The 24,328-nt window shown below is 68.9% G+C and carries 17 protein-coding genes and 3 rRNA genes; 8 read left to right on the top strand and 12 right to left on the bottom strand.

All coding sequences use genetic code 11. The features are described from left to right. Nucleotide 1 precedes the first annotated feature (1 nt). Nucleotides 2-691 carry a two-component system response regulator MtrA gene (gene mtrA / locus OG898_RS16725; RefSeq protein ID WP_274552971.1) on the bottom strand — a complete coding sequence of 230 codons (690 nt, stop codon included), beginning with the start codon at nt 689-691 and terminating at the stop codon, nt 2-4. 254 nt (nt 692-945) lie between these two features. On the opposite strand from mtrA, the gene OG898_RS16720 reads away from it, so the two are divergent. Genes OG898_RS16720 through OG898_RS16700 form a run of 5 tightly spaced genes read left to right on the top strand, consistent with a single transcriptional unit; the run spans nt 946 to nt 6,589 of the window. Next, nucleotides 946-2,154: a hypothetical protein gene (locus OG898_RS16720; protein WP_266957734.1), complete on the top strand. Its 1,209-nt coding sequence runs from the start codon at nt 946-948 to the stop codon at nt 2,152-2,154. A 7-nt stretch (nt 2,155-2,161) separates the two neighbouring features. After that, nucleotides 2,162-2,824, top strand: a complete 663-nt coding sequence (locus tag OG898_RS16715) for a DUF4129 domain-containing protein (RefSeq protein ID WP_266957732.1) — start codon at nt 2,162-2,164, stop codon at nt 2,822-2,824. Continuing rightward, nucleotides 2,821-4,320: a DUF4350 domain-containing protein gene (locus OG898_RS16710; RefSeq protein ID WP_266957730.1), complete on the top strand. Its 1,500-nt coding sequence runs from the start codon at nt 2,821-2,823 to the stop codon at nt 4,318-4,320. The genes OG898_RS16715 and OG898_RS16710 overlap by 4 nt, the downstream gene beginning before the upstream one ends. Next, nucleotides 4,317-5,279 (top strand): MoxR family ATPase, encoded by a 963-nt coding sequence (locus OG898_RS16705; protein WP_266957728.1) that lies wholly within the window; start codon nt 4,317-4,319, stop codon nt 5,277-5,279. Before OG898_RS16710 ends, OG898_RS16705 begins: the two co-directional genes overlap by 4 nt. Further along, nucleotides 5,279-6,589 (top strand): DUF58 domain-containing protein, encoded by a 1,311-nt coding sequence (locus tag OG898_RS16700; protein ID WP_250751030.1) that lies wholly within the window; start codon nt 5,279-5,281, stop codon nt 6,587-6,589. Before OG898_RS16705 ends, OG898_RS16700 begins: the two co-directional genes overlap by 1 nt. Before the next feature lie 12 nt (nt 6,590-6,601). On the opposite strand, the gene OG898_RS16695 is transcribed toward OG898_RS16700, so the two are convergent. From OG898_RS16695 to OG898_RS16675, 5 genes are all read right to left on the bottom strand, one after another. Continuing rightward, nucleotides 6,602-7,291 carry a hypothetical protein gene (locus OG898_RS16695; protein ID WP_266957725.1) on the bottom strand — a complete coding sequence of 230 codons (690 nt, stop codon included), beginning with the start codon at nt 7,289-7,291 and terminating at the stop codon, nt 6,602-6,604. Nucleotides 7,292-7,356: 65 nt separating this feature from the next. After that, nucleotides 7,357-7,474, bottom strand: a 5S ribosomal RNA gene (gene rrf / locus OG898_RS16690). A gap of 74 nt (nt 7,475-7,548) precedes the next feature. After that, nucleotides 7,549-10,672 (bottom strand): 23S ribosomal RNA (locus tag OG898_RS16685). 283 nt (nt 10,673-10,955) lie between these two features. Next, nucleotides 10,956-12,480, bottom strand: a 16S ribosomal RNA gene (locus OG898_RS16680). Together the 16S, 23S and 5S rRNA genes form the textbook arrangement of a ribosomal RNA operon. Nucleotides 12,481-13,090: 610 nt before the next feature. After that, nucleotides 13,091-14,098, bottom strand: a complete 1,008-nt coding sequence (locus OG898_RS16675) for a stage II sporulation protein M (RefSeq protein ID WP_250736758.1) — start codon at nt 14,096-14,098, stop codon at nt 13,091-13,093. Between the two features lie 124 nt (nt 14,099-14,222). On the opposite strand from OG898_RS16675, the gene OG898_RS16670 reads away from it, so the two are divergent. Further along, nucleotides 14,223-15,146 (top strand): RDD family protein, encoded by a 924-nt coding sequence (locus tag OG898_RS16670; RefSeq protein WP_266957723.1) that lies wholly within the window; start codon nt 14,223-14,225, stop codon nt 15,144-15,146. Nucleotides 15,147-15,150: 4 nt separating this feature from the next. Here OG898_RS16670 and OG898_RS16665 read toward each other — a convergent pair whose 3' ends face one another. Continuing rightward, nucleotides 15,151-15,771, bottom strand: coding sequence for a hypothetical protein (locus OG898_RS16665; RefSeq protein ID WP_250736764.1), 621 nt, complete (start codon nt 15,769-15,771; stop codon nt 15,151-15,153). A gap of 111 nt (nt 15,772-15,882) precedes the next feature. After that, entirely contained in the window at nt 15,883-17,334 is a 1,452-nt protein-coding gene (ahcY, locus tag OG898_RS16660; RefSeq protein WP_250736766.1) for an adenosylhomocysteinase, read from the bottom strand. A gap of 355 nt (nt 17,335-17,689) precedes the next feature. Here ahcY and OG898_RS16655 point away from each other — a divergent pair, with 355 nt between their 5' ends. Both OG898_RS16655 and lepB read left to right on the top strand, forming a co-directional pair. Further along, entirely contained in the window at nt 17,690-19,771 is a 2,082-nt protein-coding gene (locus OG898_RS16655) for a fructose-specific PTS transporter subunit EIIC (protein WP_308313366.1), read from the top strand. 118 nt (nt 19,772-19,889) lie between these two features. Beyond that, on the top strand, nt 19,890-20,600 hold the full coding sequence (gene lepB, locus OG898_RS16650) for a signal peptidase I (protein ID WP_266957720.1): 711 nt from the start codon (nt 19,890-19,892) through the stop codon (nt 20,598-20,600). Nucleotides 20,601-20,670: 70 nt separating this feature from the next. Here lepB and OG898_RS16645 read toward each other — a convergent pair whose 3' ends face one another. From OG898_RS16645 to OG898_RS16630, 4 genes are all read right to left on the bottom strand, one after another. Next, nucleotides 20,671-21,615 (bottom strand): cation diffusion facilitator family transporter, encoded by a 945-nt coding sequence (locus tag OG898_RS16645; RefSeq protein ID WP_250736769.1) that lies wholly within the window; start codon nt 21,613-21,615, stop codon nt 20,671-20,673. A gap of 93 nt (nt 21,616-21,708) precedes the next feature. Beyond that, nucleotides 21,709-22,881: a mannose-6-phosphate isomerase, class I gene (gene manA / locus OG898_RS16640; protein WP_250736772.1), complete on the bottom strand. Its 1,173-nt coding sequence runs from the start codon at nt 22,879-22,881 to the stop codon at nt 21,709-21,711. A 40-nt stretch (nt 22,882-22,921) separates the two neighbouring features. Next, nucleotides 22,922-24,055 carry an SIS domain-containing protein gene (locus OG898_RS16635; RefSeq protein ID WP_250736775.1) on the bottom strand — a complete coding sequence of 378 codons (1,134 nt, stop codon included), beginning with the start codon at nt 24,053-24,055 and terminating at the stop codon, nt 22,922-22,924. An 82-nt stretch (nt 24,056-24,137) separates the two neighbouring features. Continuing rightward, on the bottom strand, nt 24,138-24,326 hold the full coding sequence (locus tag OG898_RS16630) for a Trm112 family protein (RefSeq protein ID WP_215031305.1): 189 nt from the start codon (nt 24,324-24,326) through the stop codon (nt 24,138-24,140). Nucleotides 24,327-24,328: the final 2 nt, after the last annotated feature.

Here is a 24,328-nt window from a genome sequence, read left to right as displayed (position 1 = left end):
GTCAGCTCGGTCCGGCCTTGTAGCCGACCCCGCGCACGGTCACGACGATCTCGGGGCGCTCCGGGTCCTTCTCGACCTTGGAGCGCAGTCGCTGGACGTGCACGTTGACCAGGCGGGTGTCGGCCGCGTGGCGGTAGCCCCAGACCTGTTCCAGCAGCACCTCGCGGGTGAAGACCTGCCAGGGCTTGCGGGCGAGCGCGACCAGCAGGTCGAACTCCAGCGGGGTCAGGGCGATCGAGGCGCCTTCCCGCTTGACCGAGTGCCCGGCCACGTCGATGACCAGGTCACCGATGGTCAGCTGCTCGGGCGCGGGCTCTTCCGAACGGCGCAGGCGGGCCCGGATGCGGGCCACCAGCTCCTTCGGCTTGAACGGCTTGACGATGTAGTCGTCGGCCCCGGACTCCAGGCCCACGACCACGTCCACGGTGTCGCTCTTGGCGGTGAGCATGACGATCGGTACGCCCGACTCGGCGCGGATCAGCCTGCACACCTCTATGCCGTCCCTACCGGGCAGCATGAGGTCGAGCAGCACGAGATCCGGCTTCGCCTCCCGGAAGGCAGCCAGTGCCTTGTCGCCGTCCGCTACGAACGACGGCTCAAAACCTTCTCCACGCAGCACAATGCCGAGCATCTCGGCCAGCGCGGTGTCGTCGTCGACGACAAGGACGCGTCCCTTCATGGTTGACATCATCCCATTAGCTAATCGTTACCCGGCGGTGAGCTGTCCCACAGCCAAAGGGGCTGGAAATCGTCCCTCGGACCTGCGTGGAGATCAGGACGCCCAGTGTGCCCCGGATCCGGCCGCCGTACGAAGGCGCCAGCGTCCCGGGATACGGGAGACCCCCTGGTCCGTTCGGGACGTCTGGTCCGTTCGAGGTTGTCACATGGCACGATGGCAGCCGGACCAAGCGCCCCGTACCCCGCAGTGCACGTGAAGGAGCGACGATGAACGACTCTCCGGGCTGGGCTACGCCCGGATCCTCCCCGTCCGACGGTGAGGGCTCCCACGGTACGCAGCCGCCCGCGGGCGGTTCCGGCGATTCCAAGTGGTCCGCCGAGCAGCCGCCCCCCGGCCAGTGGTCGAGCCCGACCCCGGGCCAGACCCCGCCGAACCCGCAGCAGCAGCCGCCCGCGGCCCCCCGGCCGGGCGCGGGCTGGGGTGCGCCCGGCAGCGGCAACCCCGGCGGCTGGGGCAACCAGCCCCAGGCGGTGAAGCCCGGCGTGATCCCGCTGCGCCCGCTCGGGATCGGCGAGATCCTCGACGGGGCCGTCACCACCATGCGCAAGCACTGGCGCGCGGTACTGCCCATCACCCTGGCCGTGGCCGTCGTCGTCCAGCTGGCGAGCGTGCTCCTGCAGAAGTACGTGTTCGCCGACGTCGTACTGGACCAGTCGAGCGACGCACCCCTGGACGTCGACGCCCTCGGCTCCTTCCTGGGCATGTCCGCGGCGGACGGGTTCATCCAGCTCGTCGGGGCCATCGTGGCCACCGCGATGCTCACCATGATCTTCAGCCGCGCGGTGCTCGGCCACGGCTCCTCCATCGGCACCGCCTGGCGCGAGGCCCGCCCGCAGCTGGCCCGGCTGTTCGGCCTGACCCTCCTCCTGGGCCTCGGCGCGGCCCTCGTCTTCACCGTGCTGGTCCTGCCCGGCGCCCTCGCCGGACAGGCCCCCCTGGCCGCCCTCGGCGGTCTCATCGCCCTCGGCCTGATCGTCTGGCTCTGGGTCAAGTTCTCCCTGGCCTCGCCCGCCCTGATGCTGGAGAAGGCGACGGTGCGCAAGTCCCTCGTCCGCTCCTCCAAGCTGGTCAAGGACTCCTGGTGGCGGATCTTCGGCATCACGGTCCTCACCGGCCTCATCACGACCTTCGTCGCGGGCCTGATCGTCCTTCCCCTCACCCTCGTCGGCGGCCTGGTGTTCGGCGGCGGCCTCGAAGGCATGGCCGACGGCACCGGAGCCACGAGCTGGGGCTACCTGATCAGCACCGCCATCGGCGGGATCATCGCCCTGGCGATCACCATGCCGATCCAGTCGGGCGTCACGGTCCTCCTCTACGTCGACCAGCGCATCCGCCGCGAGGCCCTCGACCTGGAGCTGGCCCGGGCGGCGGGCATCGAGAACTACGGCACGACCACGCCGCCGACCGGAGGCTGACGCGGGAATGAGGAGCACGGGGGGCCTGCTCACACCATCACCGACCCCACCCATCACCATCGGCCGCGAGGCCGCCCGCGAGGCGGCCCGCGACGAGCTGGCGAAAGCCGCGTACCACCAGAACGACCCGGGGCTGTTCGAAAGGGCCCTGAACCGCTTCTGGGAGTGGGTCGGGGACCTCTTCGACCGCGCCTCCGGCGCGACCCCGGGCGGAGCCCTCGGCCTGCTGGCCGTCGCCGTCTTCGCCCTCCTCGTCATCGCCGCCCTGTGGTGGCGCCTGGGCGCCCCCCGCCGTACGGCCGCCCGTGCCGCGGGCACCCTCTTCGACGACGGCATCCGCAGCGCGGCGGACCACCGCGCCACCGCCGAGGCCCTGGCCGGCGAGGGCCGCTGGAGCGAAGCCGTCCAGGAGCGCATGCGCGCCGTGGTCCGCTCCCTGGAAGAGCGCACCCTCCTCGACCCCCGCCCGGGCCGCACCGCGGACGAGGCGGCGGCCGAAGCGGCCGTCTCCCTCCCGTCCCACGCCACGGCCCTGCGCACGGCGGCACGCGCCTTCGACGACGTCACCTACGGCGCCCACCCGGCCACCCCCGAGATGTACGCGACCCTCACCACCCTGGACCAGGCCCTGTCCCACACCAAGCCCCTCCTGACAGGCCCCACCCGATGACCGCGCCCACCCCGGACCCGAACGCGGCCCCGCTGCACCCGGCAGCACCCCCAGGAGCAGAACCCGGCAGCCCGGGCACGCCCCACCCCGCCCACGCGGCAGCACACCCGAGCGAGGGACCGGGCACAGCCCACCCCGCCCCCGGCACGGCCCCGGCACCCTCGATCCACGCGGCAGCGAGCAGCGCCCACCACCCCGCCGGGGCCACGGCACCCACCACCACCGCCCCGGCCCCGGCCCTCGGCGGAGCCGGGGCCACGGCTCCCGGCGAGGCCGCCACCACCCCCCGTACAACCGCCGGAGGCACCCGCACCCGGCCCCGGGACCTCTGGACCCGCGCGCGCGGTTTCCTCATCGCGCTCGCGGTGCTCCTCGCCGCCGGGCTGGCCCTCGCCGCCCTGAACTCCGGTGCCCGGCACGGCTACCTCGACCCCCGCTCCGCCGACCCCTCCGGCAGCCAGGCCGTGGCCGAGCTGCTCAAGGAACGCGGGGTCACCACCCGGGTCGTCACCACCGCCGCGGAGGCCGCCGACGCCGCCGGCCCCGACACGACCCTGCTGGTCACCGACCCCGACCGGCTCGGGGACACCCAGCTCCGCGACATCCGCACCGCGATCGACCTCTCCGGCGGCCGGACCGTCCTGCTCGCCCCGAGCACCCTCAGCCTCCCCGCCCTGGCCCCCGGCACCCGCACCGACGACGACTCCCCCGCCCCGGACGCGAACCTCGACCCGGGCAGCACCTGCACCCTCCCCGCCGCCACCACCGCGGGCCGCGCCGCCACCGGCGGCGGCCACCGCTACACCACCGGCAGCACCGGAGCCACCGGCTGCTACCCCAGCGCCGGCCACCCCACGCTCCTCGTCCTGCCCACCGGCATCCGCGGCGGCGACACCGTCCTCCTCGGCTCCGAGGGCATCCTCCTCAACAAGACCCTCGCCAAAGAGGGCAACGCCTCCCTCGCCCTCCAGCTCCTCGGCTCCCGCCCGCACCTCGTCTGGTACCTGCCGTCCCTCGCCGACGGCAGCGCCGAAGGCAACGGCACCGGCGAGGAGCAGAGCTTCCTCGACCTGATCCCCGCCGGCTGGAGCTGGGCCCTGCTCCAGCTGTTCCTGGCCGCCGCCGTCGCCGCCCTCTGGCGCGCCCGCCGCCTCGGCCCGCTCGTCACCGAACGCCTGCCCGTCCTCGTCCGCGCCTCCGAGGCCACCGAGGGCCGCGCCCGCCTGTACCGCAGGGCCGGCGCCCGCGACCGCGCGGCCACCGTGCTGCGCTCCGCCTCCCGCGAACGTCTGGCCGCACTGGTCGGCGTACCGCCCGCCCAGGCCCACGACCCGGCCTCCCTGGTCCCCGCGGTCGCGGCCCGCCTCACGGCCGGGCCCCCGCACGACCCGGACCCGGCCACCCTGCTCTTCGGCACGACCCCCACCACCGACGCGGCGCTCATCGCGCTCGTCGACCACCTCGACGCCCTCGAAAGGGAGGTCCGCACCTCATGACGGCCACCACGGACAGCGCCCGCTCCGCCCTGGAGGCGCTCCGCACCGAGATCGGCAAGGCCGTGGTCGGCCAGGACTCCGCCGTCACCGGTCTCGTCGTAGCCCTCCTGTGCCGCGGCCACGTCCTCCTCGAAGGCGTCCCCGGCGTCGCGAAGACCCTCCTCGTACGGGCCCTCGCCGCCTCCCTCGCACTCGACACCAAGCGCGTCCAGTTCACCCCCGACCTGATGCCGAGCGACGTCACCGGCTCCCTCGTCTACGACGCCCGCACCGCGGAGTTCTCCTTCCAGAACGGCCCGGTCTTCACCAACCTCCTCCTCGCCGACGAGATCAACCGCACGCCCCCCAAGACCCAGTCCTCCCTCCTCGAAGCGATGGAGGAGCGCCAGGTCACCGTCGACGGCACCCCCCGCAAGCTCCCGGAGCCGTTCCTCGTCGCCGCCACCATGAACCCGGTCGAGTACGAGGGCACGTACCCCCTCCCCGAGGCCCAGCTGGACCGCTTCCTCCTGAAGCTCACCGTCCCCCTCCCCTCCCGCGAGGACGAGATCGGCGTACTCACCCGCCACGCGGCCGGCTTCAACCCCCGCGACCTGCACTCCGCCGGCCTCCGCGCCGTCGCCGGCCCCGCCGAACTGGACGCCGCCCGCAAGGCCGTCGAGGCCACCGCCGTCTCCCCGGAGATCACCGCGTACGTCGTCGACATCTGCCGCGCCACCCGCGAATCCCCCTCCCTGACCCTCGGCGTCTCCCCGCGCGGCGCCACCGCGCTGCTGGCCACCGCCCGCGCCTGGGCCTGGCTCGTGGGCCGCGACTACGTCACCCCCGACGACGTGAAGGCCCTCGCCCTGCCGACCCTGCGCCACCGCGTCCAACTGCGCCCCGAGGCCGAGATGGAGGGCGTCACGGCCGACGCGGTCATCACCGCGATCCTCACCCACGTCCCCGTCCCGCGCTGATGGCGTTCACCGGACGCGCCGCCCTGCTCGCGGCCCTCGGCAGCATCCCCGTCGGCATCCTCGGACCGAGCTGGACGGGGATGCTGGCGGTCAACGCCCCCATCGCCCTGGCCTGCGCGATCGACTACGCCCTCGCGGCCCCGGTCCGCCCGCTCCAACTGGCCCGCTCCGGCGACACGTCGGTACGCCTCGGCGAATCCGCCGACGTCCACCTGACGATCACCAACCCCTCCCCCCGTACGCTCCGCGCCCGGATCCGCGACGCCTGGCCGCCCAGCAGCTGGGTCCCGGGCACCGAAGTCGCCGCCTCCCGGCACACGTTGACGGTCCCGTCGGGCGAGCGCCGCCGTCTCACCACGCATCTGCGGCCGACCCGCCGCGGCGACCGCCAGGCGGCCCGCGTCACGATCCGCTCGTACGGCCCGCTCGGCCTGCTGGCCCGCCAGGGCCACCACACCGTCCCCTGGACGGTCCGCGTCCTGCCGCCCTTCGCGAGCCGCAAACACCTCCCCTCCCGCCTCGCCCGCCTGCGCGAACTCGACGGCCGCACCAGCGTCCTGACCCGCGGTGAGGGCACGGAGTTCGACAGCCTGCGCGACTACGTACCGGGCGACGACACCCGTTCCATCGACTGGCGGGCCACCGCCCGCCAGCACAAGGTCGCCGTCCGGACCTGGCGCCCGGAACGCGACCGCCACATCCTGATCTGCCTCGACACCGGCCGCACCGCGGCCGGCCGCGTCGGCGACGCCCCGCGCCTCGACTCGGCGATGGACGCGGCCCTGCTCCTCACCGCGCTGGCCACCCGCGCGGGCGACCGCGTGGACCTCCTGGCCCACGACCGCCGCCCCCGCGCCCAGGTCCAGGCCCGCTCGGCGGCCGACACCCTCCCCGCCTTCGTGAACGCGATGGCCACCCTCGAACCGGAACTGGTCGAGACGGACTCCCGCACCCTGGTCTCCACCATCCTGCGCAGCGCCCCGCGCCGCTCCCTGGTGGTCCTCCTGACCAGCCTGGACGCCGCCCCCGTCGAGGAGGGCCTGCTCCCGCTCCTCCCCCGCCTCACCCAGCGCCACACGGTCCTCCTGGCCTCGGTCTCCGACCCCCACGTGGCGGAGATGACCACCGCCCGCGGCACCGTCGAAGCCGTCTACGAGGCCGCCGCGGGCACCCAGTCCCAGTCAGCCCGCCGCCGCACGGCCGAACAGCTCACCCGCCACGGCGTCCACGTCGTCGACGCCACCCCCGACACCCTGGCCCCGGCCCTGGCCGACGCCTACCTGGCCCTGAAGGCCGCCGGCCGCCTCTGACCACACGGGTCCTCAGTACAGATCGATCGCGTAGCTGTCCTCGGGATCGGTCCGGCATCCGAAGATCCTCAGCTCGCCGCCCCCGGACACGACCACACCGGTGGCGTCCCCGCTGGACACGGTCAGCAGCAGATCCATCGGCGCGTAGCAGTTGGCGCACGTGAAGCAGTCCCCGCACACGCACTCGTCCCCGTCGGGCGTCCTCCACCGGGGCCCGCCGCCCGCCTTCCACACACCGGGCCGGCTGATCGGCGCCCGTGCGGGCTCCACGGCCTCTTCGATCCCGATCAGACAGGCCCGGGGCACGAGCCACGACTCGGAACGCACGGGTGCCACGGGGGTGAGCTGCCCGCGCCCCTCGGTCTCGGCGACCCGCCGCCACTCCATGTGCAGCAGAGGCCCCTGCTCGGGCTGCCCCGCCATGGACGGCCCCACGTGCTCATTGGGGCACCACAACACCTGGAACAGGTCCGTGTCCCCGTGCCACCAGCCACCCGGCACGTCCCGCCGGTACAGCTGAACCACGGGCACCAGCGCGCACGCGTTCCGCCCCGACCGGTCCCGCTCGTCCGGCATGAAGCACCTCGGCCACGGGTCGTCCGCCGGCCACAGCAGCGGCCCCCCGATGGAACTGTCACCGGGTCCCGGGCTGCCGGGTACGGGAGTGAGCAACGTGACCGGCGTCGGATCAGCTATCTCCATGACCGGAGCCTAAACGCAGAAAAGCCCCGTACCGGTTTCCCGGTACGGGGCTTTCTACAATGATTGTTCGGCGGCGTCCTACTCTCCCACAGGGTCCCCCCTGCAGTACCATCGGCGCTGAAAGGCTTAGCTTCCGGGTTCGGAATGTAAACCGGGCGTTTCCCTAACGCTATGACCACCGAAACACTATGAAGTTAACCAACCGGATATGAACACAGTTCGTTACTTCAGAACTAACACAGTGGACGCGAGCAACTGAGGACAAGCCCTCGGCCTATTAGTACCAGTCAGCTCCACCCGTTACCGGGCTTCCACATCTGGCCTATCAACCCAGTCGTCTACTGGGAGCCTTACCCTCTCAAGGAGGTGGGAATACTCATCTTGAAGCAGGCTTCCCGCTTAGATGCTTTCAGCGGTTATCCCTCCCGAACGTAGCCAACCAGCCATGCCCTTGGCAGGACAACTGGCACACCAGAGGTTCGTCCGTCCCGGTCCTCTCGTACTAGGGACAGCCCTTCTCAATATTCCTACGCGCACAGCGGATAGGGACCGAACTGTCTCACGACGTTCTAAACCCAGCTCGCGTACCGCTTTAATGGGCGAACAGCCCAACCCTTGGGACCGACTCCAGCCCCAGGATGCGACGAGCCGACATCGAGGTGCCAAACCATCCCGTCGATATGGACTCTTGGGGAAGATCAGCCTGTTATCCCCGGGGTACCTTTTATCCGTTGAGCGACGGCGCTTCCACAAGCCACCGCCGGATCACTAGTCCCGACTTTCGTCCCTGCTCGACCCGTCGGTCTCACAGTCAAGCTCCCTTGTGCACTTACACTCAACACCTGATTGCCAACCAGGCTGAGGGAACCTTTGGGCGCCTCCGTTACTTTTTGGGAGGCAACCGCCCCAGTTAAACTACCCATCAGACACTGTCCCTGATCCGGATCACGGACCGAGGTTAGACATCCAGCACGACCAGAGTGGTATTTCAACGACGACTCCACAACCACTGGCGTGGCCGCTTCAAAGTCTCCCACCTATCCTACACAAGCCGAACCGAACACCAATATCAAACTATAGTAAAGGTCCCGGGGTCTTTCCGTCCTGCTGCGCGAAACGAGCATCTTTACTCGTAGTGCAATTTCACCGGGCCTATGGTTGAGACAGTCGAGAAGTCGTTACGCCATTCGTGCAGGTCGGAACTTACCCGACAAGGAATTTCGCTACCTTAGGATGGTTATAGTTACCACCGCCGTTTACTGGCGCTTAAGTTCTCAGCTTCGCCACACCGAAATGTGACTAACCGGTCCCCTTAACGTTCCAGCACCGGGCAGGCGTCAGTCCGTATACATCGCCTTACGGCTTCGCACGGACCTGTGTTTTTAGTAAACAGTCGCTTCTCGCTGGTCTCTGCGGCCACCCCCAGCTCACGGAGTAAATCCGATCACCAGTGATGGCCCCCCTTCTCCCGAAGTTACGGGGGCATTTTGCCGAGTTCCTTAACCATAGTTCACCCGAACGCCTCGGTATTCTCTACCTGACCACCTGAGTCGGTTTAGGGTACGGGCCGCCATGAAACTCGCTAGAGGCTTTTCTCGACAGCATAGGATCATCCACTTCACCACAATCGGCTCGGCATCAGGTCTCAGCCTTATATGAGGGACGGATTTGCCTACCCCTCGGCCTACACCCTTACCCCGGGACTACCACCGCCCGGGCTGGACTACCTTCCTGCGTCACCCCATCGCTTACCTACTACAAGTCTGGTTCGCCGGCTCCACCACTTTCCTTTCCCCGAAGGGTCCGGAACGGCTTCACGGGCTTAGCATCGCCTGATTCGATATTGGGCGTTTCAAAGCGGGTACCGGAATATCAACCGGTTGTCCATCGACTACGCCTGTCGGCCTCGCCTTAGGTCCCGACTTACCCTGGGCAGATCAGCTTGACCCAGGAACCCTTAGTCAATCGGCGCACACGTTTCTCACGTGTGTATCGCTACTCATGCCTGCATTCTCACTCGTGAACCGTCCACAACTAGCTTCCGCTGCTGCTTCACCCGGCACACGACGCTCCCCTACCCATCACAGCGGGCGTTGGCCCTATTGCTGCAATGACACGACTTCGGCGGTACGCTTGAGCCCCGCTACATTGTCGGCGCGGAATCACTTGACCAGTGAGCTATTACGCACTCTTTCAAGGGTGGCTGCTTCTAAGCCAACCTCCTGGTTGTCTCTGCGACTCCACATCCTTTCCCACTTAGCGTACGCTTAGGGGCCTTAGTCGATGCTCTGGGCTGTTTCCCTCTCGACCATGGAGCTTATCCCCCACAGTCTCACTGCCACGCTCTCACTTACCGGCATTCGGAGTTTGGCTAAGGTCAGTAACCCGGTAGGGCCCATCGCCTATCCAGTGCTCTACCTCCGGCAAGAAACACGTGACGCTGCACCTAAATGCATTTCGGGGAGAACCAGCTATCACGGAGTTTGATTGGCCTTTCACCCCTAACCACAGGTCATCCCCCAGGTTTTCAACCCTGGTGGGTTCGGTCCTCCACGAAGTCTTACCTCCGCTTCAACCTGCCCATGGCTAGATCACTCCGCTTCGGGTCTAGAGCGTGCAACTCAATCGCCCTATTCGGACTCGCTTTCGCTACGGCTTCCCCACACGGGTTAACCTCGCTACACACCGCTAACTCGCAGGCTCATTCTTCAAAAGGCACGCAGTCACGACTGTATGTGCAAGCACATACAGCGACGCTCCCACGGCTTGTAGGCACACGGTTTCAGGTACTATTTCACTCCGCTCCCGCGGTACTTTTCACCATTCCCTCACGGTACTATCCGCTATCGGTCACCAGGGAATATTTAGGCTTAGCGGGTGGTCCCGCCAGATTCACACGGGATTTCTCGGGCCCCGTGCTACTTGGGAGATTCTTAAGCAAGCCGCTGATGTTTCGTCTACGGGGGTCTTACCCTCTACGCCGGACCTTTCGCATGTCCTTCGACTACATCAACGGTTTCTGACTCGCCGACCGGCCGGCAGACCGATCAAAAGAATTCCCACAACCCCGCATGCGCAACCCCTGCCGGGTATCACACGCATACGGTTTGGCCTCATCCGGTTTCGCTCGCCACTACTCCCGGAATCACGGTTGTTTTCTCTTCCTGCGGGTACTGAGATGTTTCACTTCCCCGCGTTCCCTCCACATGCCCTATGTGTTCAGGCATGGGTGACAGCCCATGACGACTGCCGGGTTTCCCCATTCGGACACCCCCGGATCAAAGCTCAGTTGGCAGCTCCCCGGGGCCTATCGCGGCCTCTCACGTCCTTCATCGGTTCCTGGTGCCAAGGCATCCACCGTGCGCCCTTAAAAACTTGGCCTACAGATGCTCGCGTCCACTGTGTAGTTCTCAAGCAACGACCAGTCACCCATCACCCTCGTCCGGAGACGAAGTTCACTGGGGCCGGCATCGCGAAGATAAAGCCTTACGGCCGTACCCTCAGATACCCAACAACGTGCCAAGCACCAGACCTCTTCCGAATCCTCTTTCCACGCCGAAGCAGTACTTGAGAATCATCAGATCATCTGGTGCCAACTAATCAACGTTCCACCCTGAGCTGACCGTGCAGAACGTTTGTCTGCAATCGGTACTGTGCTCCTTAGAAAGGAGGTGATCCAGCCGCACCTTCCGGTACGGCTACCTTGTTACGACTTCGTCCCAATCGCCAGTCCCACCTTCGACAGCTCCCTCCCTTACGGGTTGGGCCACCGGCTTCGGGTGTTACCGACTTTCGTGACGTGACGGGCGGTGTGTACAAGGCCCGGGAACGTATTCACCGCAGCAATGCTGATCTGCGATTACTAGCAACTCCGACTTCATGGGGTCGAGTTGCAGACCCCAATCCGAACTGAGACCGGCTTTTTGAGATTCGCTCCACCTCACGGTATCGCAGCTCATTGTACCGGCCATTGTAGCACGTGTGCAGCCCAAGACATAAGGGGCATGATGACTTGACGTCGTCCCCACCTTCCTCCGAGTTGACCCCGGCGGTCTCCTGTGAGTCCCCATCACCCCGAAGGGCATGCTGGCAACACAGGACAAGGGTTGCGCTCGTTGCGGGACTTAACCCAACATCTCACGACACGAGCTGACGACAGCCATGCACCACCTGTATACCGACCACAAGGGGGGCACTATCTCTAATGCTTTCCGGTATATGTCAAGCCTTGGTAAGGTTCTTCGCGTTGCGTCGAATTAAGCCACATGCTCCGCTGCTTGTGCGGGCCCCCGTCAATTCCTTTGAGTTTTAGCCTTGCGGCCGTACTCCCCAGGCGGGGAACTTAATGCGTTAGCTGCGGCACCGACGACGTGGAATGTCGCCAACACCTAGTTCCCAACGTTTACGGCGTGGACTACCAGGGTATCTAATCCTGTTCGCTCCCCACGCTTTCGCTCCTCAGCGTCAGTAATGGCCCAGAGATCCGCCTTCGCCACCGGTGTTCCTCCTGATATCTGCGCATTTCACCGCTACACCAGGAATTCCGATCTCCCCTACCACACTCTAGCTAGCCCGTATCGAATGCAGACCCGAGGTTAAGCCTCGGGCTTTCACATCCGACGTGACAAGCCGCCTACGAGCTCTTTACGCCCAATAATTCCGGACAACGCTTGCGCCCTACGTATTACCGCGGCTGCTGGCACGTAGTTAGCCGGCGCTTCTTCTGCAGGTACCGTCACTTTCGCTTCTTCCCTGCTGAAAGAGGTTTACAACCCGAAGGCCGTCATCCCTCACGCGGCGTCGCTGCATCAGGCTTTCGCCCATTGTGCAATATTCCCCACTGCTGCCTCCCGTAGGAGTCTGGGCCGTGTCTCAGTCCCAGTGTGGCCGGTCGCCCTCTCAGGCCGGCTACCCGTCGTCGCCTTGGTGGGCCATTACCCCACCAACAAGCTGATAGGCCGCGGGCTCATCCTTCACCGCCGGAGCTTTTAACCCCCGCCCATGCAGGCAGGAGTGTTATCCGGTATTAGACCCCGTTTCCAGGGCTTGTCCCAGAGTGAAGGGCAGATTGCCCACGTGTTACTCACCCGTTCGCCACTAATCCACCCCGAAGGGCTTCATCGTTCGACTTGCATGTGTTAAGCACGCCGCCAGCGTTCGTCCTGAGCCAGGATCAAACTCTCCATGAATGTTTACCCGTAATCGGGTGCACACGCACTTAGAGCGGGACAGTCATGTCGGAATAAGACCGACCGTCCACTGCGTCCTCGCTGTGTAATTGCCTGCAAGTGTCAGGGCCGAAGCCGCGACCTCACAGGTCTTTTTCAAAGGAACCTCATCCACCGAAATGGACGGGGTATCAACTTTTTGGCGTTGATTTTTGGCACGCTGTTGAGTTCTCAAGGAACGGACGCTTCCTTTGTACTCACCCTCTCAGGCTTTCCTCCGGGCTTTCGTTCTGTTCTGTTCTGTTCTGTTCTGTTCTTGCGTTTCAGACTCTATCAGAGTCTGTCTCGCTTGTTTTCCGCCTTCCAGGTCTTCGCTTTCGCGTTTCCCTTTCCGGCGAGTCCGACTCTATCAGAAGTTTTCCACCGGATTTCCCGGCTTCAGTTTCCTGAACGAAGAGTTGGGTGTGCCCGCTTGGAATTCAATTCCTGGGGGCGAGAAAGACTTTAAACCATCACTGCCGAACTTGTCCAGTTCGAGGCAACCGTTCGAATCTACCTCCCCGCAGCCGCCGTGTCAACGGTGTTTGCGGGACGACGAGGAGACTAGCAGCTCAGCATGCTCGTACGCACATCAGGCAGCGGTGGGGAGCGTCGCCGTCTGGTCGGCACGTTCGACGTCGCCCACGTCGCCGGCGCGGGCCGCGCGGCCGCCCAGGACGTAGACGTAGAGCAGGAAGGCCGCCTCGGCGGCCACGCCGATGGTGATGCGGGCCCACGTGGGCAGGCCCGACGGGGTGACGAAGCCTTCGATCAGGCCCGAGAGGAACAGGACCGCGGCCAGGCCGATGGCCATGCCGAGGGCGGCGCGGCCCTGTTCGGCCAGGGCCACGCGGCGGGTGCGGTGGCCGGGGTCGATGACCGTCCAGCCCAGGCGGAGGCCCGTACCGGCGGCTACGAAGACGGCCGTCAGTTCGAGCAGGCCGTGCGGAAGGATCAGGCCGAGGAAGACGTCGAGGCGGTCGGCCGAGGACATCAGGCCGATGCCGACGCCCAGGTTCAGCATGTTCTGCCACAGGATGTACAGGACCGGCAGGCCCAGGAAGCCGCCCAGGACCAGGCAGATCGCGGCCGCCTGGGCGTTGTTCGTCCAGACCTGGGCCGCGAAGGAGGCCGCGGGGTGGCTGGAGTAGTACGTCTCGTACCCGCCGCCCGGCTTCGTCATCGCCTTCAGGTCCTCCGGAGCCCCGATCGCGTTCTGGATCTCCGGATGGGTGGCTATCCACCAGCCGACGAGCACGCCGACGGCGGTGGAGATCAGCGCCGTGGGTATCCACCAGCGGCGGGTGAGGTAGACGGCGGCCGGGAAGCCCGACGTGAAGAAGCGGGCCGCGTCGCGCCAGCCGGAGCGGCGGGTGCCCGTCACCGTGGCGCGGGCGCGGGCCACGAGCTGGGTCAGGCGGCCCGTGAGCATCGGGTCGGGGGTGCTGGACTGGACGAGGGAGAGATGGGTGGCCGTGCGCTGGTAGAGCGCGACGAGCTCGTCGGCCTCGGCTCCCGTGAGGCGGCGGCCCCGGCCCAGCAGCTGTTCCAGGCGGGCCCACTCGGCCTGGTGGGCCGCAACGAAGACGTCGAGATCCATGCGGTTGGCGCTCCCCTGCCCCTGGTCCCTACCGGTTTCTCCTACTGCTTGCTTCGTCAGCTTGGCAGACTGGAGGCCGATGGGGCGGGGCAGGTCACGTGAACGTGAAGGGGTGTGTGCGTCGGTGAGCGATCTGGTGACGGGGGACGCGGTCGTCCTGGGGCTGCGGCCGGCGAGGCTGCCGAGCCGGGCGCTGGCGATCCTGCTCGACCTGGTCGTGTACGTCGCGGGGTACCTGCTGATCTCCGTCGGGCTGGTGCTGGCCACCGCTTCGCTCGACGGGGCGGCCCGGGCGGCCGTGTCGGTGGCCTCGTTCGTCCTCGTCCTGGTCGGCGTGCCGATCGCGGTGGAGACGCTGAGCCACGGACGGTCGCTGGGCAAGCTCGCCTGCGGGCTGCGCGTGGTGCGCGACGACGGAGGGCCGATCCGGTTCCGGCACGCGCTGGTGCGCGGGGCCTTCGGGGTCTTCGAGCTGCTGATGACCTTCGGGTCGGTGGCGTGCATCGCCTCGCTGTTCTCCGAGCGGGGACGGCGGCTCGGGGACGTGTTCGCGGGGACGCTGGTCATCCGGGAGCGGGTGCCGGGGGCGCGGGTGATGCCGGTGCCTCCGCCGCCCCCGTGGCTGGCCGGGCGGTTCGGCGGGCTGGACCTGTCGGCGGTGCCGGACGGGCTGTGGCTCGCGATCCGGCAGTACCTGACGCGCATGGACCAGCTGGATCCGCAGGTGGGAGCCTCGATGGCGGCCCGGCTCGCGGACGATCTGGTGGCGCGTACGGGGGCTCCGCCGCCGGTCGGGGTGCCGGCCGCCGCGTTCCTGATGGCCGTGGTGCACGAGCGGCAGTCGCGGGACGCCGCGCGGGCCTTCCGGCAGCAGCCGGCTCCCGGGGCGGCGCCCGTTCCGTACGGGCAGCCCGCGCCCGTGGTGATGCCGGCGGTGGTGGCGCCCGCGGTGGTGCCCGTCGCGGCTCCCGTGGCTCCGATGGCTCCCGTACCCGTACCCGTACCTGTGGAGCCGCCGAAGGCGACCGGGTTCGCGCCGCCCGCCTGACCGGCTAGTCGGGGAAGGCCGACGGCGGGGTCTCCAGGTGTTCGAGTTCGATGCCGGGGGCCGAGAGGACCACGTCCCCGGCGATGTGGACCGTGTGGACCTCGCCGGTGTCCAGGGCGGTGACCCGGTACTCGTCGACCAGGAGCGGGCCGCTGTCCGTGGGGTGCTCCGCGCGGTCCAGGAGGGCCCAGGCCTGGTCGGTCGTACGGGCCGCCAGGACGGGGTCGGTCAGGGCGACGAGGCGGATCCGGGTGGCGGGTGCGCCGGGAGCCAGGCGCAGCAGGCGGGCCGTGGCGACGAGGAAGGCCGGGGAGGTGCCGGTGAAGCCGGCGGCCCCGGGGACGTTGCCCTCGGTGGCTTCGGCTCCGGCGGGGTCGGTGCGGACCCAGGTGATCCCGTCGATGGCGGCGCCGCGGACCTGCCAGCTGGAGGCGTTGACCTCTAGGCGGATGGGGCGGCCCAGTTCGTCGACGGCCAGGTCGACGGAGCCGCGGTGCGCACCGTCGGGCGCCGTGAGCTGGGAGACGTAGCGCCAGCCGGAGGGGCCCGGGGCGCAGTGGAAGTGCTCCTCGCCGAGGGGGGTGTGGTCGTGCGGGTCGTGGAGCGCGTAGCGGCCTCGGGGCATGGGCTCTTCCTGGGTTTCGGGCGGGTACGGGGCAGGCCCCCGGCACGGATGCCGGGGGCCTGACGCGTGGGTGCTGCGTGCGTGCTGCCGGTCCCGGGGGACCGGTGGGGATCAGTAGCGGTAGTGGTCCGGCTTGTACGGGCCCGCGACGTCCACGCCGATGTAGGCGGCCTGCTCCGGGCGCAGGGTGGTGAGGCGGACGCCGAGGGCGTCGAGGTGCAGGCGGGCCACCTTCTCGTCGAGGTGCTTGGGGAGCACGTAGACGTCGGTGGGGTACTCGGCCGGCTTGGTGAAGAGCTCGATCTGGGCCAGGGTCTGGTCCGCGAAGGAGTTCGACATCACGAAGGACGGGTGACCGGTGGCGTTGCCCAGGTTCAGGAGGCGGCCTTCGGACAGGACGATGAGGACCTTGCCGTCGGGGAACTTCCAGGTGTGGACCTGGGGCTTGACCTCGTCCTTGACGATGCCCTCGATCTTCGCGAGACCGGCCATGTCGATCTCGTTGTCGAAGTGGCCGATGTTGCCCACGATGGCCTGGTGCTTCATCTTGGCCATGTCGGCGGCCATGATGATGTCCTTGTTGCCCGTGGTCGTGATGAAGATGTCGGCCGTCGCGACGACGTCGTCCAGGGTCGCGACCTGGTAGCCGTCCATGGCCGCCTGCAGGGCGCAGATCGGGTCGATCTCGGTGACGATGACGCGCGCGCCCTGGCCGCGGAGGGACTCGGCGCAGCCCTTGCCGACGTCGCCGTAGCCGAAGACCACGGCGGTCTTGCCGCCGATGAGGACGTCGGTGGCGCGGTTGATGCCGTCGATGAGGGAGTGGCGGCAGCCGTACTTGTTGTCGAACTTCGACTTGGTGACGGCGTCGTTCACGTTGATCGCCGGGAAGAGCAGGGTGCCCTCGGACATCATCTCGTAGAGACGGTGGACACCGGTGGTGGTCTCCTCGGTGACGCCGCGGATCTCGGACGCGAGCTGCGTCCACTTCTGCGGGTTCTCGCCCAGGGTGCGGTTGAGGAGGGTGAGGATGTTGGCGTACTCCTCGGAGTCCGCGGTGGACGGGTCCGGGGCGGCGCCGGCCTTCTCGAACTCGACGCCCTTGTGGACGAGGAGGGTGGCGTCGCCACCGTCGTCGAGGATCATGTTCGGGCCGCCGGTGGGGGTGTTCGGCCAGGTCAGCGCCTGCTCCGTGCACCACCAGTACTCTTCCAGCGTCTCGCCCTTCCAGGCGAAGACGGGGACGCCCTGCGGGTTCTCCGGGGTGCCGTTCGGGCCGACCGCGATGGCGGCGGCCGCGTGGTCCTGGGTGGAGAAGATGTTGCAGGAGGCCCAGCGGACGTCGGCGCCCAGGGCGACGAGGGTCTCGATGAGGACGGCGGTCTGCACGGTCATGTGCAGGGAGCCGGTGACGCGGGCGCCGGCGAGCGGCTGGGTGGCCGCGTACTCCCGGCGGATCGACATCAGACCCGGCATCTCGTGCTCGGCGAGGGTGATCTCCTTGCGTCCGAAGACGGCGAGGGAGAGGTCCGCGACCTTGAAGTCGGTGAAAGCGGCAGTCATGTGGGTGCTGCTCCTCGTGCTGTAGAGAGGTGGGTACGGCTGAGCTGTGCACCGTCCGTGGGACGTCGCACGTGGCGCTCAGTCCGTCGGGGGTCCTCTCTCCCCTCGGCCGGTCTCGAAGACCGCCCGACCGCCATCAGCAGCGACGCCTGACACTGATGACGAATCTACACCGATCGGCGGAGCGCGGCCCAGGTGATCTCAAGGCAAGTCGGCTCCGGAGTTCAGGGCCTACGGCGAAGAATTCAGGGCCTTTCGGACTTTTGATCCACCCCTTACATGCGCGACGATGCCGTTGGGTCGGGTTGTACGCGCGATCCCGGCAGGACAACGCATGTGTCGTGAGGAGATTCCAGTGACCAGTCCGGCAGGCCCTCCCGAAGGCGGGGACGCGAGCGGGCGCAAGCCCGTGAAGATCGTCGCCGTTACCGCGTGCCCCACCGGTATCGCGCACACGTACATGGCCGCGGAGAAGCTCCAGCAGGCCGGCGACCGTCTCGGCGTCTCCATCAAGGTGGAGACCCAAGGCTCGATCGGGGCCGAGAACGTGCTCTCTGACAACGATGTCAGGGAAGCGGACGCCGTCATCATCGCCGCCGACAAGGAAGTCGACCTCGACCGGTTCGCCGGGAAGCGGGTGCTGTCCACGGGTGTCGCGGACGGCATCCACAAGCCGGAGGAACTGATCCGGCAGGCGCAGAGCGCGCCGGTGCAGGCCGGGACCTCGGCGGCCGCGGGCGGCGGCGGTGCCGGTGGCGGTGGCCACCAGCGCAGCCAGGCGTACAAGGCGCTGATGAACGGCGTCTCGCACATGATCCCGTTCGTGGTCGTGGGCGGTCTGCTGCTGGCCGTCTCCCTGTCCCTCGGCGGGCACGCCGACGCCAAGGGCGGGCTGGTCATTCCCGACGGGACCTTCTGGTTCTACGTCAACAAGCTCGGCGTGACCGGCTTCTCGCTGATGCTGCCGATCTTCTCCGGCTACATCGCCTACGCGCTGGGCGACCGGCCGGCCCTCGTACCCGGCATGATCGGCGGCTTCCTCGCCGCGGACGCCGTGCACATCTACGGGGCCGATGCGAACGCCGGCTTCCTGGGTGCCATCGCGACGGGCTTCCTCGCGGGCTATCTGGTCATGTGGATCAAGAAGGTCAAGGTCCCCAAGGTCATCCAGCCGATCATGCCGATCATCGTGATCCCGATCGTGTCGACGGTGGCCCTGGGCCTGTTCTACATCTACGTGATCGGGCAACCGATCTCCTGGGTCTTCACCCACCTGACCAGCTGGCTGAACGGGATGACCGGCTCCAGCGCGATCGTGCTGGGCACCATCATCGGCCTGATGATCGCCTTCGACATGGGCGGCCCGGTCAACAAGACCGCCTTCCTCGTCGCCGTCGGCCTCATCGGCACCAACAACCACGTCATGGGCATGGCCGCCGCGGCCATCCCCGTCATGCCGCTCGGCCAGGGCCTGGCCACGCTGCTGCGCCGCAAGCTCTACAGCGACGAGGAGAAGGAGACCGGGCTCGCCGCCCTGTTCATGGGCTTCTTCGGCATCTCCGAAGGAGCGATCCCCTTCGCCGCGGCCCGGCCCGCCCAGGTCATCCCCGCGAACATGCTCGGTGGCGCGGTGGCCGGTGCGATCGCCGGTGTGGCCGGGGTCCAGGACTCGGTGCCGCACGGCGGTCCGATCGTCTCGCTGTTCGGTGCGATCAGCGGCGTCGCGATGTTCTTCGTGGCCATCGCGGCCGGTGCGGTCGTGACCGCGCTGACCACCAACGCGCTGATCGAGTTCAAGCAGCGCCGGGACGGCGTGGCCACCGGCACCGGCACCGGCTCCGGGGGCCTCGCGCCCGAGCCGGCCCTGGTCGGTGCGGGCGCCCCCGTGGGCGGCGGCGCGGCCGTCGCCTCGGGTGCGGGAGCAGCCGGGACGGCCGTACGGGCACAGCAGCCGGCCGCGGTGGCCTCGGGCGGAGCGCCCGAGGTGCTGTCCGGGTACGTCACCGAGCAGACCGTGAAGACGGAGCTGGCCTCGGGCTCCAAGGAGGCGGCGATCCGCGAGATGGCGGAGATGCTGGCCACGACCGGCAACGTCACCGACGTGGACGAGCTCGTACGGGTCGCCCTGGCCCGGGAGGCGCAGGGTACGACCGGCCTCGGCGAATCCATCGCCATCCCGCACGCCAAGACGGACGCGGTGACCCGCCCGACGGTGGGCTTCGCCCGGTCCGACGAGGGCATCGAGTGGGGCGCGCTGGACGGGACGAAGGCCCGGCTGGTCTTCATGATCTCCGTACCGGAGGCCGCGGCCGGGGACGAGCACCTGCGGATCCTGGCCCTGCTGTCGCGCAAGCTGATGGACACCGGCTTCCGCGAGCGCCTGCAGGCCGCCCCCGGCAAGGCCGAGATCCTGGACGTGCTGCGCGAGATCCAGTAGCCGCGCCGCTCCTGCGCACACCCCTCGGGCCCCGTACTCCACCTCGGTGGTACGGGGCCCGAGGGCGCTGCGTACGCTTCCCGGTCCGGACACGGTGGTGCGGGGAGAGGGGACGGGCATGGGACGGGAAGGGCGCAGGCCGGGACGACGGAGGGGGATCTGGGCGGTGGTCCTGGTCGTGCTCGGCTCGGTGTTCCTGGTGGGGGGAACCGTGGTGGTGGTCGTGCTCGGGGGCGATGCCTACAGCAAGCGGTCGATCGCCTCGGAATCGATGGCGCCGGCGTACGACCGCGGGGACGAGGTGTGGATCGCGCGGGCAGGCCCGGCGCGGGTACGGCGTGGGGACCCCGTGCTCCTCATGCCGCCGCCCTCCTGGGAGATCGGCGGGGACGTCCTGAAGCGGATCATCGCCGTCGGCGGCGACCGCGTCTCCTGGTCCGCCGGCGATGCGGCGCTGAAACTGAACGGGCAGCCGCTCACCGAGCCGTACCTCAAGCACCCCGGGGTTCCGGCGGTGACGCCCTTCGACGTCACGGTGCCCGAGGGCCGGATCTTCGTGATGGGCGACCACCGCACGAACTCGTTCGACTCGCACCTGAGGACCAACGACGGGAACCACGGAACGCTCCCGCTCTCGGCCGTGCGGGGGGTCCCCGTCGCGACGCCGACGGCGGTGGTGACCGCGGCGACGGTCTGCGTCGCGGGCCTCCCCCTCTTCCTCACCGGCGGCGGGCTCGGCGTCGGCGCGCTGGTGGCCCGGCGCCGGGCGGCGAAGGCCGCGCAGGGCCCCGGCCACGCCGCCTGGGCGTACGGGACTCCGGCCGGCTGACGCCCGCTCAGGGACGCGCGGAGGCCCCCCTGCGGGAGCGCAGGGGGGCCTCTTCGTGCCGGGCTCGGGGTCAGACGCCCGGGTTGGTGCCCTTCGCGGCGGCCTCGGCGTTGTAGATGTCCGGCTCCAGGTAGATCACGCGGGCGATCGGGACCGCCGCGCGGATGCGCGCCTCGGCGGCGTTGATGGCGTTGGCCACCTCCGTCGCGGTGTCGTCGCTCTGGACGGAGATCTTCGCGGCGACCAGGAGCTCCTCGGGGCCGAGGTGCAGGGTGCGCATGTGGATGATGCCGGTGACCACGTCGCCGTCGACGACGGCCGCCTTGATCTTCTCCACGTCCTCGGTGCCGGCGGCCTCGCCGAGCAGCAGGGACTTGGTCTCGGCGGCGAGCACGATGGCGATGATGATGAGCAGGACGCCGATGCACAGGGTGCCGATGCCGTCCCAGACGCCGTTGCCGGTCAGCAGGGCGATGCCCACGCCCGCGAGGGCGAGGACGAGGCCGATGAGGGCGCCGAGGTCTTCGAGGAGGACCACGGGGAGCTCGGGGGCCTTGGCGCGCTTGATGAACTGGCCCCAGGTGAGGCTGCCGCGGATCTCGTTCGACTCCTTGATCGCGGTGCGGAAGGAGAAGGACTCCGCGATGATCGCGAAGACGAGGACGCCGACCGGCCAGTACCAGTGCGTGATCTCGTGCGGGTTGTGGATCTTCTCGTAGCCCTCGTAGATGGCGAACATGCCACCGACGGTGAACAGCACGATGGAGACCAGGAAGGCGTAGATGTAGCGCTCGCGCCCGTACCCGAAGGGGTGCTCCGGAGTCGCCTCGCGCTGGGCCTTCTTGCCGCCCAGCAGGAGCAGGCCCTGGTTGCCGGAGTCCGCCAGCGAGTGGACGCTTTCCGCGAGCATCGACGACGAGCCGCTGAAGACGAAGGCCACGAACTTGGCTACCGCGATGGCCAGATTGGCGGCGAGTGCCGCCACGATCGCCTTGGTACCGCCCGACGCGCTCATGGTTGCGATGTATCCCTTCCTCGGTGCGGCGCCCCGGGCCGGGACGCCGCGCTACGGCCGCAGATTCTCACAGCCACCGAGAGGGACGGTACGTCAGACCACCACGGTGGCACGGAAGACGGTGCCGGTTCCGGACAGTTCGACCTTTTCGCCGGCCGGTACGAAGACCGATTCGCCGGGTGCCAGCGCGAGTTCACCGGACTTCGGGGAGTTCGCCCTCGGGGAGCCGGCCGTGCACAGCAGGATCTGCGCGGTGCCGTCGGGGAGGATCCGGGGGGCGCCGCCGGCGGCCAGGACGAAGCGGGAGAGCCGGAACTCGTCGATGGGGGTCTCGTAGACCTCCTCGCCGTTGCCCTCCGGGCGCAGGATGCCGGGGTCGCCGGGCTCGAAGAGGGTGACCTTCAGCAGCTCCGGCACGTCGACGTGCTTGGGGGTGAGCCCGCAGCGCAGGACGTTGTCGGAGTTGGCCATGAGTTCGACGCCGAGGCCGTCGAGGTAGGCGTGCGGGATGCCGGCGCCGAGGAACATGGCTTCGCCGGGCTGGAGTTGCACGTGGTTGAGAAGCATCGCGGCGATGACGCCCGGGTCGCCCGGGTAGTGGTGCACGAGTCCGGCGTACGGGGCGTACGCGCCTCCGATGCGTTCGGCGGCGGCAGCGGCCTCGCTGACCGTACGGGCCATCTCGGTGCGGTCGGCGGTCAGGACGGCGGTGAGCACCTCGCGCAGGGCCGCCTCCTCGGGGTGTGCCCGCAGGAGGTCGGCGTAGGGCTTCAGGGAGTTGACGCCGAGGCCCTCCAGCAGGGCGGCGGCCTCCAGCGGCGGGCGGAATCCGGACAGGCCCTCGAAGGGGGTGAGGGCGCAGACCAGCTCGGGCTTGTGGTTGGCGTCCTTGTAGTTGCGGTCCGGTGCGTCGATCGGGACGCCCCGGCGCTCCTCGTCCTCGAACCCGGCCTTCGCCTGGGCGAGATCGGGGTGGACCTGGAGGGAGAGCGGGGCGCCGGCGGCGAGGACCTTGAAGAGGAAGGGGAGCCTGGGGCCGAACTTGCGGACGGCGGCGACTCCCAGTTCGCCTTCGGGGTCGGCCGCGATGACGTCCGAGAGGGCGCTCTCGCCTGCTCCGCGGTCGAGGCGGGAGGGGGCGCCCGGGTGGGCGCCCATCCACATCTCGGCCTGGGGTTCGCCGGTGGGGGCGACTCCGATGAGTTCGGGGATCGCGGTCGTCGACCCCCAGGCGTAGGGGCGGATCGTGTTCGTGAGGCGGTCCATCGGTCGTCTTCCTGGGTGAGAGGCGCGCGCGTGCTGCGCCTCAGCTGTGTCCCCCGGAGGCCAACGCCAGGTAGGCGGTGGCGAAATCCGTGACGGCGAGGAGTTCGGCGAGCTGTTCCAGCTCGGTGCCCTCCTCCGGTGCGAGCTCGCTGATGGCCGTGTCGTGGCTGAGGGCGAGCTCGCGGGCGGCAGGGGCGGCTGTCAGTCCGCCTGCGGGCCGGTCGCGCAGCAGGACGATGCGTGCGCGAAGGGCCTGCGGTTCTTCCACTCGGTCGCGGAAGAAGTCGTCGGGGTCGGCACCGGCGGCGAAGTCGCCGGAGAGCAGGACCCCGTGGGCCGGGAGGGCCTCGGGAAGGTCGGCGGCGAGTGCGGGTCGGCCGGCGAGTTCGGCGAGGGTGGCGGCGAAGCGGCGCCCGGCGGGTCCGGCGGCGGCGCCCTCGCTCCAGATGAGCGGGAGGGAGTCGGCGAGCTCGGAGGCCAGGGTCTTGGCCGGGTTGGAGTAGGTGGCGATGGCGGGACCGCAGCGTTCGGCCGTGCGGTCGAGCCGGTCGGCGACGAGCTGCAGGGTGTGCGGGGCGGCGGTGATCAGGCCGACCCGGTCGAGGAGCACCAGCAGCGGGGTCAGCAGGGCCCAGAGGGCGCCGGGGCCGGCCGCGGCCGACTCGTCGTACTCCTGGTACGGGGCCTTGGCCATCGGTACGAGGAGCCCGTGCGCGCCGTCCACCGCTTCGCTCAGCGGCGAGCGCTCGGGGGCGACGGCGACGACGGTGGAGCCGCGCCGGTAGGCCTGCTCGGCGAGGACCGCGAGGCCGGGCTCGGTTCCGTCGGTGGTGGCGATGAGCAGCAGGTCGACGGGTCCGGCCCAGCCGGGCAGGGTCCAGCGCAGGGCCCCGGCGGCGTGCGCGACGCCGGTCGGGTGCAGCCTGATGACGGGCGCGGAGGCGCCGGCGAGCGCGCCGAGCAGGTCGGCGACCCCGGTGGCGGCGGTGCCGGGCCCGGCGATGAGGACCGCGCGGGGGCGGCCGTCGGGGCGCAGCTCGCCGAGGCCGGCCTCGGCGGCGTGCCGGGCCGCGGTGCGGACCCGTGCGCCGGCGTCGGCGGCGCCGCGGAGCAGGCCGCGGCGGTCGGCGCGGGCGAGATCGTCAGGTGCGTCGAGGAGCGACTCGTCGAGCATGGCGGCCTCCGGCTGTGTCTGTGACGGAACCTGTGTGGGACGGAACCAGTCTCGGCGCTTGCGCGGGGTGGCGGTAGGAGGCTCAGGCGGGACGGCGTGCCTCGTCGACGAGGAGCACCGGGATGCCGTCGCGGACCGGGTAGGCGAGACCGCAGTCCTGGCCTCCGGTGCAGATCAGCTCGGGGGCCTCCGCGTCGGCCGACTTGTCCTCGAGGGGCGAGTGGCAGGCGGGGCAGGCGAGGATCTCCAGGAGGCCGGCTTCGAGCGGCATGT

The sequence above is a fragment of the Streptomyces sp. NBC_00193 genome, from assembly GCF_026342735.1.
GTDB lineage: Bacteria > Actinomycetota > Actinomycetes > Streptomycetales > Streptomycetaceae > Streptomyces > Streptomyces stoeckheimensis.
The sequence above is the reverse complement of the archived record's forward strand: the minus strand, read 5'-3'. Positions and strand labels throughout refer to the sequence as shown.